The organism is Halorubrum sp. DM2, from assembly GCF_901686465.1.
Taxonomy (GTDB): Archaea; Halobacteriota; Halobacteria; order Halobacteriales; family Haloferacaceae; genus Halorubrum.
This window is the reverse complement of the sequence record NZ_LR594487.1, coordinates 1,100,672-1,113,579: the sequence shown is the minus strand read 5'-3', so window position 1 is coordinate 1,113,579 and position 12,908 is coordinate 1,100,672. Positions and strand designations below refer to the sequence as shown.

The following is a 12,908-nucleotide window of genomic DNA, read 5'->3' as shown; positions in this document are numbered from 1 at the left end:
ATATCCTCATATGTGGCTCGGCTGTCCAAGATATGTGGCGGCTGGGGCAAGTACGCCAGCATCAATAGAGAGATTGGGTCTTTTGAGACGCACCTGATAACGTGGACTAGGACTGTAACCGCCTCTGCACAGCGTGTCGTGTCCCCGCAGAAGCCCAATGTCCATCCCGCATCAGTTCCGGCACCGACACAGCGACGGCCACCACTACAGGCTGAGTTGCCTCGGACGGAACCCCCCAAAATCAACGTGGTGACCAGTTGGACGCACAGGGAGATCATTCATTTTTAGCTAAAGACGGATGACCCGTTACTCTTCGACGTCAAGTTCGAACTGTTCGTTCTCAGTGACCGCGTTTAGTACGACATTCGTGTTCGACTCCCGGATATCCGCATCGGTGAGGAGAGATTTGATCTGATCGTTCATTTCATCGGTGTCGGTGAATTTCCCGACTGCGATGATGTCCGCGTCGCCCGTGACTTCATAGACGCTTACCATCTGCTCTTCCTGTCGAAGTTTATCAGTAATCTCCGGGAGTGCGTGCCCCTCAACCTTGAGCTGAAGGATGGCCGTTACGTCATAACCCAGCTTGTTGTAATCGACGATTGGTGTGTATCCTCGCACTGCGCCTTCGTCCTCAAGATCACGAAGATGATTAGAGACAGTCGTTACAGAAACGTCGAGTTCCTCCCCCAGGCTTCGGAGGCTGTCGCGACCGTCTCCGAGCAGAGCGTTCACCAGTTCGCCATCAAGATTTTCATACGTCATATCATTCACCCATGTTTTGTAGGTTTATAATATAACGCACGTCCACCATATTGAGACGAAATCTGTCCTGGTTTCGATAATGCGGTTTTAGTTAGGCAGCGTGATCGATGTACTCAGATTCCCATTCAGCCCGCGCTTTGATCTCTCTGGTCCCTCGACGAGTGGTGGTGTACTCGTTGGTCCGTCGATCACGTTGACTTTTTTCAACGAGTCCCTTCTCGACAAGTGTGTCGAGATTCGGATAGAGCCGACCATGATGGATCTCTTTTTCGTAGTAGTCTTCGAGTTCCTCCTTGATCGCGAGCCCGTGTGGATCCTCAAGCCCGGCAATAACATACAGGAGGTCGCGCTGAAAGCCAGTGAGATCGTACATCGTTCCCGTTTCGGTTCATGTTTTTGAAATACTGTCGGTTGTTGAAATCTCAATTACATTCATGAGAGGTGCCCACTGAGCCCAAAAACAAATATTTGATCTACAATAGTTTAGGCTACAATAGGTTAAACTACACTATCGACAGCTATATGTTTGCGACGAATCACACGCGACTATGGGAGAGTTCATCAACCGAGATGAGGAACTCACGCGGCTCCAAAGTTTGTATGCGAGTGACACCGCGGAACTTGCCGTGGTATGGGGGCGGCGTCGAATCGGTAAAACCAGGCTCATCGCCGAATCGATTCGTGGACGAGACGATACGGTATATCACCAAGCAACAGAAACAACTGCAAAGAGCCAGCTAGATGCATTCGTCACTGACGCCCGAGAGACATATCCCGACATCGAACGCCTCCAGCGGGATTGGGAAACGCTACTCGAGTATCTCATCGCTCACGATGCCATCATTGTGTGTGACGAATTCCCGTATCTTGCTGATGCGGATTCCGAACTTCCCTCGCTCATTCAGCGATTGTGGGATCACGACATCGAGGATTCCGCGGTCACACTCGTGCTTACGGGCTCAGCGATCGGGATGATGTACGATCTCACGCTCGATGGAAGTGCCCCACTCTATGGCCGTATCTCACAGAACCCGAGTGGAAAATTTCCCATCTCGACACTCGATTTTGGCGCTGCAATGGAGTTTTTCCCAGACTACGAACCGACAGAGCAGGTGTTCGCGTACGGCGTTTTTGGTGGCGTCCCCCACTATCTCCAAGCAGTTGATGATACACAGTCACTCGGAGAAAACATCACTCGAACGCTCCTCCAACAGCAAGGGAGCCTCCACGAGGAACCCGAACACATTCTCCGAATGGAGATCGACGAGGTCAACCGATTCTTCGCGATCCTTGAGGCGATTGCCAAAGGCAACCGCACACGAAACGATATCGCCGGTGATGCTGGGATCGATACCAACAGTTCGAGCTACTATCTCGATCGGCTAGAAGACCTGAAACTCATCGAACCGGATTATCCGGTGACCGCAGATCCGACACGAAGTCGAAAGCGTCGGTATCGAATCAGCGATAATCTGTTTCGCTTCTGGTTTCGGTTTGTTCACGGTCGGAGTGGCCGATACGAACTCTATGATGAAACGGCCTACAGCGACTTAGTTGAACCTGAGCTTCCAGACTTCGTGAGCGAGACGTTCGAACAGCTTTGCCAACAGGCTGTCCCAAAGCTCTATCCGAACCTCCGTTTTCTCGAACGTCCCGGGAGCTGGTGGCACCAAGAACATGAGGTTGATGTTGTCGGACTCACCTCAGGGGGAACGCTCCTTACAGGAGAAGTCAAGTTCACTACCCAGCCAATCGGGTACGATGTCCTCTCTCGACTCCGAGAGGAGGCCACACTAATCGACTGGACGCCCCCTGAAGGAGGGGATCCTGAGTATGAGTTCGCGCTTTTCAGCCGGAGTGGGTTCAAGCGGTCAGTGCAGGAGGCTGCTACCGAAGATGAAGCGCTCCAATTGTACTCTCTTGACGATGTCGTCAAAATTCTCGAGTGACAGAAAGTTCGACCCATCACGAGCGTGGCGGGATCCGAATGTCGTCACCAACCTCGTACAAATAGCCCTTCAGGAGTAACTGTTCGATAATATCGCGCGCATCAGCAGGCCTGATTTCCTGTTCTGCCAAGTATGTGATCGCCATCTCACGGGTAACCGGATCGGTATCGCCCAGCTCCTCAAGATACACCTCAAGATGATCGAGGACATCTTCTTCGGCTGGCGCGATAGGCCGCCGCGAATTCGCCATTACCAGCAACTGTGAAACCCAGGTAGTAGGGTATTGGGGTCACCGTCGACCGATCAAGCATCGATCGGAACCGGGAACCACGTCTATCCCACCCCCGACCGAGTACTTGTCGACGAAACGATCGATCGACGTTCCGGCTATAGTTATGATCCGTCGCTTCGCTCTCGCTGTCCCGTTATGCGGCCGACGGCATCGGTTTCGAGCGAGCGTCGGTGACGCGTCACCGCAGCATCAACGGCCGCCGTCTGGGGATCGCTAAGTTGGGACCCAACGGCGGGGATCGGCCGCCAATCGGCGTCGTCGTGTTCGGCCGACAGCGACACCTGCCGTCGGGGGGCGCGACAGTAGTAGTACGCGGCGAACCGCCCGTTTCCGTCATCGTTCACCCACGCAAGCGTGTGTACTGGGGCGACCACCTCCGGCTCGAGCGATGTCTCTTCACGGAGCTCGCGCTCAAGTCCGTCGACAGCGTTCTCTCCACGGTCGAGTCGCCCGCCGGGGAGCTCCCATCCGCCGTCGGAGGCCCGCTTAACAACCATCACGTGGTCGTCGGGTGTGACGACGACACCGCGTTGGGTGACCGTGGCGTGCAGCGGCGTTTCGGTCATTGGTTGGATCGCAGTTGGGAGATGTCTCGACGCGACTCCGGGGGCACACGTTCGAGGGCCACCCGTGACACGCTCCTGCGCGACACATCGGCCGCCATGCCGTCGATCTCGACGAGACCCATGCGTATGACTCTTTGACCGGTCGTATTAATGTTATCCCAACTACATAATAGCGTATCCGATCGCTGCAGCATCGGCCAGAGCCGCTTCATCGGAAATCAGCTCGCCGTCTCAAAGACCGCGACGTCCTCAACGGTTAGCCCGTCTTCTGCCGCCCTCGACTCCCCGGAGACAAGATCCGTCGCATCGACCGTCCCATCGATCCCGACCGTAGCCGTTTCAGAGCCAAAGTTGAGGAGGACGACGTAGCTCGCGTCCCCGTTCTCGCGGCCGAAGGCGACGACGTCGTCGGGCTCACTCGTCTCGTATTCGACGCGGACGAGATCGCCCTCAACCCCGAGCGCCGGGTGGTCGTCGTGGAGCGCAAGCATGTCGTCGTAGTGCGACCGGATCTCCTCGCGGGCATCGTCCCACGCGAGCGGATCGCGGTTACCCCGCTGTCCCAGCTCTTGACCGCCGTACAGCATCGGGATCCCAGGGAGGGTGAACAGCGCACCGGCGGCGGCCTTTACGGCGTCGTCACCGCAGTCGACCACGTACCGCGTCTCGTCGTGATTCTCTAAGTAGAGCATGAACGCGGCGTGGTCGGGGAAGCCGGAGCGCGCCCGCCCCTCTACCGCGTCAAGGAGCGACTCCGCAGGCTGGTGGCCGGACCCGACCTGCCGGAGCGTGAAGTACAGCGTCGTGTCGAAATGGACGTCGAACATCCCCTCGTGGAAATCGGCGATGTACGGGATCGTCTCGTCCAGCAACAGGAACTCCGGATCCTCGGCTTTGAGCCGGTCTCTGAGTTCCTTCCAGAACGACTCCGGGACCGCCCAGGCCATATCACAGCGGAAGCCGTCGGCGACCTCGGCCCACGTGTCGGCCGCATCGAGGAGGTGTCGCCGGACCTCGAGGCTGGTGAAATCGAAGTTGGTGATAAGCTCCCAGTCGAAATACGTCCCCGGCTCGCCGGAGTCCTGCCACTCGTAGCGGTCGCGGTACTGTGCGTCAGGGTTCCGGTAGGCGTCTTGGAACCACTCGTGATCGCGCGCAGAATGGTTCAACACGAGATCGAAGAGCACCACCATCCCGCGGTCGTGGGCCGCGTCGACGAACGCCTCGTAATCGTCGCGGTCGCCGAGATCGTCGGCGATGGCGAAGAAGTCCGTGATGTTGTACCCGTGGGGCTTCCCATCGTGTTGTAGCACGGGCGTGAGCCACAGGCAGTCGACGCCGAGCTCCTCGAGGTAGTCGAGCCGGTTTTCGAGCGCCCCGAAGGTTGTCTCGGCCTCCTCGTCGTCGTCCGCGTACCCGCGGACGTAGATCTCGTAGAGCGTGCTGTTCGTGGCCCACTCGGGCGGCTCGTTGAGCCGAGTGACGCCGAAGTCCGCGCCGTCACCGAGCCGATCGACGCTAACCGCGTCGGCGACGCTATAGCTCGCGCCGACGGCGACTCCGTGGACGCGGATCCGCTCATCGATCGCTGCGAGCGGGACTCGGAGTTCGCGGTCGTCGACTGTCGCGTCCTCGCGAGTCACGTCGTCCCGGTCGTCAAGGAGGAACTCCACGTCGAGATCGGCGGCGTCACGTGACGAGTCCGGATGTGGCGTCGGGGTCGCCCGAATGACGGCCTCGTCACCTTCGATTTCGGCGTCGAGCCTGACACGGGGACGCCCATCCTCATCTTCGGTGGGTTCGGCGCGTGTTCCGGATCCGGATCCAGAAGCGAAGCCGCTCTCGCCACCACTCTTTCGGGCCGAGCCACTCTTGCCGCTATAGCCGCTCTTTCCGCTTCTCCCGCTGTACCCGCTCTTGCCGGCGACGCCGGCAGTCCCGGCTCCTTCGCCGGTAGGCCTGTGATCGCCTGGGAAGACCCGGATCGTCAGGTCGTGGCTCTCGACCGGCGTGTCGAGCGTCACCGTGTAGCGTCCGGGGACGTCCGGGACGAACTCTTCGACGGCCTCACCGCCGACGGTCGCCTCACTCGCGCTCGGGGCCTCAGTGACCGCCCACCGATACGTGGCCTCGAGGACCGGGTCGCGAGGGGCTAGCTGTACCACGTCGCCGACGGCGGCGAACTGCGGCGGGCCTGGATGATCCATTCGGTACGTGTCAACTCGGGAACTTCGGGCTTAGGTGTTCGGAATTGATGGTAAATAGATATAATCGTTGTTGCTAACTAATCCCCGTGTCGAGAATCGTTGTTCACGTCGTTTTCGAGGATTTCTCAGAACCGGTTTCGTTTTAGATATTCGATAATATCTGCGACAACAGGCACAAATTTCCTGTTTCCGCGTGATCGACGGCGGAGACAGTCATCCAGGGATGTGTTGGCTTTTCATGGGCTCTGGCATACTCACTTCCGTAGCCGGAACAAAGCTGTTCGTATGAGTAACGACGTACCAGATGAACAAACAGCGAGAGAACTCGCAAACACGTATGCTGACAGCGAGTGTATCGGTCAACTTGGAGATGTCACTGATATTGAAGAACGTGACACTGAATGGCTTGTCGAGTTCGAGACGCACACACTCTCTGACACCTATACACACCACGTTCGGATCACGAAATCCGTCGGGAACGTGATTTCACACGACCGGTTAAGTCGATTCGAATGATTTCACCAGTAGATGAGACACTGCTCACTGGTCTGCTTAGGGAGTTTAGCAATGTTGCGCTCTCCGGCCAGCCTTTATTATTGGATGGAGCGTATCGACCTCTAATGGCTGAAATCGTCTCGACGAACGATACCCTAGGTGGTGCGCCCCGAATCGAAGGGAGGCGTATCGGCGTCCACCACATCGCAAAGCGAGTGCTTGACGCTGGAGAATCCCCCGAACAGGTCGCCGCCGACTATGATCTCGACATTGCCGACATCTACCGCGCCTTAGTATACTATTATGACCATGCCGACGAGATGCGGAAGGTCCAAGCTAAGCGCCAGTCAGTCCCTAATGAATTATCTATTGTTCGTGGTCCTGAGGACCTAGACACGACAACCCAGTCAGAGCCCGAAGCATGAGGCTGCTGGCGGACGAGCACGTGCCACCAGCTATTGTTTCTGCGCTCCGTGGAGAAGGGCACGATGTTGCTGTCGTTGGAAATGACGTTGAGTTAGGCTCTGAAGACACGGTTCTCTTAGAGTATGCACGTGAAACTGATCGGCTCATTCTGAGCGAGGATACTGATTTTCGCGGGGCCGACCCAGAACTGAACGTTGAAGATCATCCCGGCATCATCGCTTGCGATACAGCTGCTTCGGCGGGCGAAATCGCTGCGGCCATTCGACGAATAGAGATGTATACTGACGAGCTCGTTGGAACCGTTCTCTACGTCCCAGGCAACTGGCTGTGACTACCTTGGCAGCATCAAAAGCCTGCTAACAAACTCGGGTTACGACCCATTTTCACGTTATCAATCGGACGGATCAGGAAGCGACTCCATCGCAGCCTCCCGATCAAACGTATACGTTCCGTACTCAGGGCGTTCAAAGCCTAGAAGGTCATCGTACAGGCGTTCAACTGTGGATGCCCAGAGCGCCCCGGCAGAGCCGTACGTGTCAGGATTCCGTTCGTACAACTGCTCCCGTAATTCGCTTGCTTTGAGTGGTTCCTGATCGTCTAGGATCTGAGCAGCATCCAGCAATACAGTGCGAGCACCGTCACTTTGTGGTCCGTTCTCGTCAAGCCACTGTTTGAACTTGGTGAGAGATCGCGGTTCGTCAGCTGATGGCTGTTCTGTCGTCGATGGGTGGTGATCCGAAGGAGCCTTATCCGAGGTTGAACTCACGGAGAGAGAGGTGCCTGTTGGTTGGTCATCATTGAGATGGAATTGTTCGACTTCTTCCTCGAGATCGCTAACTCGTTGTGTGAGCTCATCATGGTAGTCGGCCAGTTCGTCGATGGTCTGCTCTATCTCGTCAACTTGTGCGCTATCGGTTGTCGCGGATGTGTCCTCTGCCGTCGCGATCTGACTGATGTCGGGGCGATGAAACAGGAGGTGGCGGATGTATTCTGAGCGGGTACTAAATCCTGCTTCGTCCGATTCAGCATCCAACTCTTCGAGGAGGTCGGTTGGTAGTCGAAGTGTAATCGGTTCCATATCGTATCAACTACAGTGGTGGTGGTCCTGCTTGCTCATAATGATTTGTAGTCGATCCGGTATTGGATAGGTTATGACTTATTTCTCGTAATGGGACCAATATCGAATCGAATACAAGAGCGGATTTTTATGTAACCGACTGGAATTTGGCATATTTCCTCATGTTTTGTTAGACATCCGTTGTGAGAAAAAGAAGTCGTGAACGTTTCGTGTCGTTCGTAACTTAACTGTTAGGTGTCGATTCAGTTTCACTGGGGGTTGCGATGTCCTTTTATATCAGCTGAACCCCCTTTCGTTTCCAGTCGAAATCACAGGAAGGCGGAGGGTCCCCGGTAATCTTATTAACATCGGGGAATTAGAGACGTTTGCCTACGTAGCGGTGGGTAGTCAATTGCTACCCACCAAACCGCCACGCTCAGTAGCTGTAGCTGTCATTCTTACACAGAGCATCAGCAGCGAATCCTGCCGTACATTCCTATATAAAAGGTTACGGTAGCGGGGTGAAAGTGAAAACGCAACCACCCACCCCCGTTACTTATACTTACTGTCGAACAGAATCACCATACGGCAAAAGCTTTTTTAATGGGGGTCAGCTACGCTTGGACGGGTTGGTATCCCACCGCTACGTAGGCATCCCCTGCCCACCGCGCGCCGAGCGCGGCAGGAGGACGGCGGGAATTACCACGACCGCTGAGAGAGTCGGGGCGACCGGCGATGATCTCTCCGGCATGCTCGCCCGCAGACGGACCGAACGCTCGGGCCGCGAGTGACACGTCTGTGTCGCTCATCCCGTACTCGAGTCCGTCACAGCGGCGGCTGCGGCCTTACGGTCGGCCCAACGTCGCCGGGTCAAAGGCGACGGGAGATTAACATGAGTGACGATCCCGCCAACGGTACGACCGAAGTTGTAGAGCTCGACGACCTCGCTGAGTCCATCCAGAGCGGCCAGGACATCATCGAGTCTGTCGAAGACGATATTCCCGCGAACGCACTCGTCGCCCTCGAGACTGTCGAGGACGATGTGGAAGGCCTAGAGGACACCGTGGAGCACGTCGACGGGACTCTCCCCAGCGACTTCGAAGCGGATGTCCAAGCCACGCAGGACGACGTCAACGACCTGCAGGAGACGCTCACGACTGCCGGCGTCGACCCCGACCTCTTCCGCAAGGTAGAGGATCTTGAGGACACCATCGAAACCATCGAGGACCGCGCCGTCGACGCACGCGACCAGTACGGTGTGAAAGTCGACAACGCCCCCGTCGAGTTCTTCGACGAGGCCACCCCGACCGCCGAGTCAATCCTCTCGCGGTTCGGCAAGAACACCGACGACGCACTCGTCGAGGTCGGCACTGAGAACACCTACAGCGGCACGGACGAGGTGGACCTTAGTGACCCTGGCGTCGAACGGTTCACAAGCCAGCCCCGCACTCCGGGCAACGCCTGACATGGCCGTCGACGAAGACCAGACTGCCACGGAGGCGGGCGACAGCGACGGGTACGGGGGTAACTACAATGAGACGTGCCCGATCCCGCCGGCCACCGTTCCAGACGAGCGTCTGGATGACGACTTCAAAGGCGCTGTACACGCGCTCAGGCGCGAGCGCGACAGCACACATGGCCAGCCGACCGTCGTCGACACCGACGGTAACCAGGCGCTGATCTGGCTTGGCGAGTACGACCTCCACACATACTGCGAGCGATGGGACGACTCTAGCGCAGAGCTCTACATACTCGTCGACCAGTCGTTTGATGGGAGCGACCCACACTGGGTCATCATGGCGCCCGCCGTTACCGTCGACGGCCAGGATGTCGGCGACATCCAATGCCGTAGTACGTTCGCAGACCCAAATGGCAGCCACTACGACAAGGTCGAGAAAGTTCTGGAGGTCGCTGACGAAGACAGTGGAATAGCGTTCAGTTGGCGGTGGGCAAAAATGAACCGCCAGCCGACGCGGATGCGTGACCTCGCCGATGCCCACACTCTCGTGCAGTTTCTCCTGCGGCTGGACGAAACGGAGGGAACAGCATGAGCGGCCGCGACGACGCGCTCCCAGATCCCTATCCTGTCGGGGATGCTGCGGAGTTCCATGTTGCCATGACCCAGGACATCCAGCAGACGCTGTACGGCCACCTCCGACCTGAGTACGCTGATCGGCAGCCAGAGGGGTCCAAGTACCAGCCCGACCGCTACGAACAGGGCGTGATTACGACCCTCACGCGCAGCACTGGTGACTCCCGAGTCACATACATCGTCGACGACGTCGTCCCGCCCCAGACAGAGAACGATGTCCATGTCCGGGACGGGAGCCTGAAGCTCAGTCCGGCATACCGAGCGCGAGCAGCGACTACCATCGAGCACGACCCGCGGAAGGGTATCGCATACTTCCACTCCCATCCGGGATGGAGCGCGTATCCCTCCAAGCCGGACCTAGAGGCAGACCCGATGCGGCTTGAATCCAACGCCGAACGTCTCGGGGCTGACCGCCCATTCGGCGCCGGCATCATCGCAAGCAAACCTCGGCGGGAAACCGACCAGCCAGAGTGGAGCTTCCGCGCCTACGACTTCACTACTGGCAGCCCTCCGGAGAAGACGGAGGCAACCGCCGTGCGCGTGCTCGGTACGTCTCCCGTCGAGAAGCTTCGGAACGGGCCATTCCTCGAGAAGTTCGAAACCACCTTCAGCGCACAAGGGCCCGCCGGTCCCGGCCTTGGGTCGGGGACGGTCGCCCACGACAGCACGCTCGAACTGTGGGGTGAACGTGGGCAGGCCCGTCTCAGTGGTATCCGCGTGGCCGTCGTCGGGTGTGGCGGTGTCGGGTCACTACTCGCTGAGCAGATCGCGCGCCTAGGCGTTGGTGGCGCCATATTCGTTGACTTCGATCACCTGAAGGGGGCAAACCTGAACCGCGCCTACGGCGCGTCCCGAGAGGACGCCCGGTCGAACGTCCGGAAGGCCGATCTCGCCCGTAACATCGCCGAAGAGGCCGCGACAGCACCCGGATTCCAAGCACGAGCAGTCCACGGCAGCATCATCGAGGACGCCAACAAAGACCACAGCGCGCTCGGCGCAGTGCTGGACTGTGACATCATCCTGAACGCCGCGGACCCGCACTGGGTCCAGAAGGTCGTCGACCGGGTGGCCTACGCCCACCTCATACCCGTTGTCTCCGGTGGGACGCACCTCCAGGTCGACGAGGAGACTGACAAGCTCGCGGCGGGTGCGCGGTCGACAGTCGAGACCGCTGGCCCAGGTATGGCATGCCTCCACTGCCTCGGAGCGTGGAAGCAGGGCGACCGACGATCTGGGGTCGTCCGGGACCGACAGCCACCTCAGGACCGCGCGGACAACGGTGGGCTGTACGTACAACGGGAACCCGGCGAGGCTGACGACGGCAGCGACGAGCTGCGTGACCCAAGCGTTGTGACGACAAACGGACTGGTGGCGTCGCTAATGATGGAGCGGTTCCAGGCGCTCGTCGTCGGGACGTCGACATCGACGTTCGCGGGGCGCCAGGTCTACCGACCGAGCACGGGGGAGATACAGTGGCAGACGGCGGACGGCGACCGCCGCACCCGCTGTAAGGACGACTGCGAGAAGGGCCGGACAGTCGGTCTCGGCGACTACGTCGACCTAGACACTGGCGAAGACTACGACCTCCGCGTGGAGAACCCCGACGTTCGCTAGAGCGTCGGCTACTTTAGGCCGTTAATCGAATCTTAAAATTGTATGGCCGAGAAGCCCTCATTAACACAATGTCAACTACTGTTGGAACGGGAAAGTGGGGGTCAGAATAGTAGACGGATTCTTCGCTGTATCAATTTCACAGACCAATAAGAATATTACCCGTGCCAAATTATCTTGTAGTAACAGGAGCAGAGACCACACTATGTCCCCCACTATCACATTTGGCCACAGTGCGGCTGAAACAGTGGCCAGTGAATTCGGGCTTGAGGTCAGAGAAGATGGCTATCTCGTCGACGAAGAAGGAGATCCCGTCATTCCTAGTGGGAGCGATGAGCCGATGACTCTCGAGGAGTTTTCCGGGACAGGTGTTGGTTCTCGGGTTTTCATAAAGGACGATTTCAACTCCGTCTCAGAATACGTTGAAGAGCACCGTTCCGACATCTGAGATGGCGGATAGCGGAGAAGAAGAAAACGCGAACCTTGTTGAGACAGCTATCCGGCTAGTCCGATCTGAGCAAGTTATCGCAGTCAAGGACCGAATTTTTGAGGTTGCTACGAGGGGATTCAGGGCAGTATTTTCCCATACGATCTCTGCTGACGAAGGGCCGAAGACGATCTACAATCAGGATATTCTAGAACACCCTGAGCAAGAGATAAAGATCGTCGAGAAGGGTGAGAGCGTTGAACCCTTCCAAGAAATTGAAGTCGATGGGGAAACAGTCATCGAGCTCAACCTCGACGCCTTTAGTGAGGAAGGTAAGCGAGAAATTCTGGACGAGATCATACCAACGGAATCTGACCAAGGGCGGTTTCTCAAACACGAACAGGAGCAAGAGTTTGAGGTCGCCGAACAGGCCCGAAAAGATGAGAAGACCAACGAGATTTTAGACTACTTCTCATCGTATCTCTCTTCTCGCCAGCTGAAGCTACTACGTAGAAGCCAAAGTATCCGTATTGCCTGGGAAAGAGAAGATCGATATACTCCCCGGCGAACGATACAAAAATGGAAGAACGATCTGAAGCAACAATTTGGCGACTCCGCCAATATTGTCTCAAACTTCTGTAGCTCTGGGTACTACGACGAAGGGGGAGTTCTTCGGCATATTATGGACGATCTCTCCTCCGAATACGAGGACCCCGAACAGATACAAGAAGAATACGAAGAAATCGTACTAGAGCATCCCTTCGTTGTCTATGTTGGAAGATATGATACTCCAGAAAGAGTGAAAGAACAGGCCCGAACACGCATATCAGAGTACGATTCACACGTATACATGATTCCATACATCGATATACGCGCTCAAGGACGCGATAATAGGCAGACTGCGGAGCAGGCACTAGAACGGCTTGAGGGGGAATTTTCAACCCTTCCGGTCGAAACAATTGAAGACGATCGAGAGTTAGTCTATCGCATCGATCCGGAAAGTACAGAACCCCTTTGAGAT

15 protein-coding genes are annotated in these 12,908 nt (G+C 57.1%); 9 read left to right on the top strand and 6 right to left on the bottom strand.

From position 1 onward, the window contains the following. Window positions 1-306 precede the first annotated feature (306 nt). Both lrp and QOL69_RS05710 read right to left on the bottom strand, forming a co-directional pair. Window positions 307-765 (bottom strand): HTH-type transcriptional regulator Lrp, encoded by a 459-nt coding sequence (lrp, locus tag QOL69_RS05715; RefSeq protein WP_283402387.1) that lies wholly within the window; start codon window positions 763-765, stop codon window positions 307-309. 91 nt (window positions 766-856) lie between these two features. Continuing rightward, on the bottom strand, window positions 857-1,138 hold the full coding sequence (locus QOL69_RS05710) for a helix-turn-helix transcriptional regulator (protein ID WP_006630770.1): 282 nt from the start codon (window positions 1,136-1,138) through the stop codon (window positions 857-859). A gap of 175 nt (window positions 1,139-1,313) precedes the next feature. Here QOL69_RS05710 and QOL69_RS05705 point away from each other — a divergent pair, with 175 nt between their 5' ends. Next, the gene (locus QOL69_RS05705) at window positions 1,314-2,714 is read left to right on the top strand and encodes an ATP-binding protein (protein ID WP_283402386.1); all 1,401 of its coding nucleotides are present in this window, start codon (window positions 1,314-1,316) and stop codon (window positions 2,712-2,714) included. 16 nt (window positions 2,715-2,730) lie between these two features. Here the strand turns inward: QOL69_RS05705 and QOL69_RS05700 are convergent, their stop codons facing one another. The 3 genes from QOL69_RS05700 to malA all read right to left on the bottom strand — a co-directional run bounded on the left by QOL69_RS05700 (window position 2,731) and on the right by malA (window position 5,779). Continuing rightward, a complete protein-coding gene (locus QOL69_RS05700; protein WP_283402385.1) occupies window positions 2,731-2,964 on the bottom strand; it encodes a hypothetical protein in 234 nt (77 codons plus the stop codon). 143 nt (window positions 2,965-3,107) lie between these two features. Further along, window positions 3,108-3,572 (bottom strand): NUDIX hydrolase, encoded by a 465-nt coding sequence (locus QOL69_RS05695; RefSeq protein ID WP_283402384.1) that lies wholly within the window; start codon window positions 3,570-3,572, stop codon window positions 3,108-3,110. A gap of 218 nt (window positions 3,573-3,790) precedes the next feature. Continuing rightward, entirely contained in the window at window positions 3,791-5,779 is a 1,989-nt protein-coding gene (gene malA, locus QOL69_RS05690) for an alpha-amylase MalA (RefSeq protein ID WP_283402383.1), read from the bottom strand. A gap of 285 nt (window positions 5,780-6,064) precedes the next feature. Between malA and QOL69_RS05685 the strand changes: the two genes are divergently transcribed. The 3 genes from QOL69_RS05685 to QOL69_RS05675 all read left to right on the top strand — a co-directional run bounded on the left by QOL69_RS05685 (window position 6,065) and on the right by QOL69_RS05675 (window position 7,031). After that, entirely contained in the window at window positions 6,065-6,295 is a 231-nt protein-coding gene (locus QOL69_RS05685) for a hypothetical protein (RefSeq protein ID WP_283402382.1), read from the top strand. Window positions 6,296-6,399: 104 nt separating this feature from the next. Further along, window positions 6,400-6,699 carry a DUF433 domain-containing protein gene (locus tag QOL69_RS05680; protein WP_283402381.1) on the top strand — a complete coding sequence of 100 codons (300 nt, stop codon included), beginning with the start codon at window positions 6,400-6,402 and terminating at the stop codon, window positions 6,697-6,699. After that, the gene (locus QOL69_RS05675) at window positions 6,696-7,031 is read left to right on the top strand and encodes a DUF5615 family PIN-like protein (RefSeq protein WP_283402380.1); all 336 of its coding nucleotides are present in this window, start codon (window positions 6,696-6,698) and stop codon (window positions 7,029-7,031) included. The genes QOL69_RS05680 and QOL69_RS05675 overlap by 4 nt, the downstream gene beginning before the upstream one ends. A gap of 60 nt (window positions 7,032-7,091) precedes the next feature. Here the strand turns inward: QOL69_RS05675 and QOL69_RS05670 are convergent, their stop codons facing one another. Further along, window positions 7,092-7,778, bottom strand: a complete 687-nt coding sequence (locus QOL69_RS05670) for a hypothetical protein (RefSeq protein ID WP_283402379.1) — start codon at window positions 7,776-7,778, stop codon at window positions 7,092-7,094. Window positions 7,779-8,649: 871 nt separating this feature from the next. Between QOL69_RS05670 and QOL69_RS05665 the strand changes: the two genes are divergently transcribed. The 5 genes from QOL69_RS05665 (at window position 8,650) to QOL69_RS05645 (ending at window position 12,905) form a co-directional block, all read left to right on the top strand. Next, complete coding sequence (locus QOL69_RS05665; protein WP_283402378.1) at window positions 8,650-9,222, top strand: hypothetical protein; 573 nt, start codon at window positions 8,650-8,652, stop codon at window positions 9,220-9,222. 1 nt (window position 9,223) lies between these two features. Then, window positions 9,224-9,808: a hypothetical protein gene (locus QOL69_RS05660; protein WP_048078058.1), complete on the top strand. Its 585-nt coding sequence runs from the start codon at window positions 9,224-9,226 to the stop codon at window positions 9,806-9,808. Further along, window positions 9,805-11,463, top strand: coding sequence for a ThiF family adenylyltransferase (locus QOL69_RS05655; RefSeq protein WP_283402377.1), 1,659 nt, complete (start codon window positions 9,805-9,807; stop codon window positions 11,461-11,463). Before QOL69_RS05660 ends, QOL69_RS05655 begins: the two co-directional genes overlap by 4 nt. A 202-nt stretch (window positions 11,464-11,665) precedes the next feature. After that, window positions 11,666-11,908, top strand: a complete 243-nt coding sequence (locus tag QOL69_RS05650) for a hypothetical protein (protein ID WP_283402376.1) — start codon at window positions 11,666-11,668, stop codon at window positions 11,906-11,908. A gap of 1 nt (window position 11,909) precedes the next feature. Further along, a complete protein-coding gene (locus QOL69_RS05645) occupies window positions 11,910-12,905 on the top strand; it encodes a hypothetical protein (RefSeq protein WP_283402375.1) in 996 nt (331 codons plus the stop codon). Window positions 12,906-12,908 lie beyond the last annotated feature (3 nt).

Coding starts and splice junctions, on each gene's coding strand:
- QOL69_RS05660 (WP_048078058.1), top strand. CDS start 9,224: ATGGCCGTCGACGAAGACCAGACTGCCACGGAGGCGGGCGACAGCGAC.
- QOL69_RS05695 (WP_283402384.1), bottom strand. CDS start 3,572: ATGACCGAAACGCCGCTGCACGCCACGGTCACCCAACGCGGTGTCGTC.
- malA (WP_283402383.1), bottom strand. CDS start 5,779: ATGGATCATCCAGGCCCGCCGCAGTTCGCCGCCGTCGGCGACGTGGTA.
- QOL69_RS05680 (WP_283402381.1), top strand. CDS start 6,400: ATGGCTGAAATCGTCTCGACGAACGATACCCTAGGTGGTGCGCCCCGA.
- QOL69_RS05670 (WP_283402379.1), bottom strand. CDS start 7,778: ATGGAACCGATTACACTTCGACTACCAACCGACCTCCTCGAAGAGTTG.
- QOL69_RS05665 (WP_283402378.1), top strand. CDS start 8,650: ATGAGTGACGATCCCGCCAACGGTACGACCGAAGTTGTAGAGCTCGAC.
- QOL69_RS05710 (WP_006630770.1), bottom strand. CDS start 1,138: ATGTACGATCTCACTGGCTTTCAGCGCGACCTCCTGTATGTTATTGCC.
- QOL69_RS05650 (WP_283402376.1), top strand. CDS start 11,666: ATGTCCCCCACTATCACATTTGGCCACAGTGCGGCTGAAACAGTGGCC.
- QOL69_RS05705 (WP_283402386.1), top strand. CDS start 1,314: ATGGGAGAGTTCATCAACCGAGATGAGGAACTCACGCGGCTCCAAAGT.
- QOL69_RS05655 (WP_283402377.1), top strand. CDS start 9,805: ATGAGCGGCCGCGACGACGCGCTCCCAGATCCCTATCCTGTCGGGGAT.
- lrp (WP_283402387.1), bottom strand. CDS start 765: ATGACGTATGAAAATCTTGATGGCGAACTGGTGAACGCTCTGCTCGGA.
- QOL69_RS05675 (WP_283402380.1), top strand. CDS start 6,696: ATGAGGCTGCTGGCGGACGAGCACGTGCCACCAGCTATTGTTTCTGCG.
- QOL69_RS05645 (WP_283402375.1), top strand. CDS start 11,910: ATGGCGGATAGCGGAGAAGAAGAAAACGCGAACCTTGTTGAGACAGCT.
- QOL69_RS05700 (WP_283402385.1), bottom strand. CDS start 2,964: ATGGCGAATTCGCGGCGGCCTATCGCGCCAGCCGAAGAAGATGTCCTC.
- QOL69_RS05685 (WP_283402382.1), top strand. CDS start 6,065: ATGAGTAACGACGTACCAGATGAACAAACAGCGAGAGAACTCGCAAAC.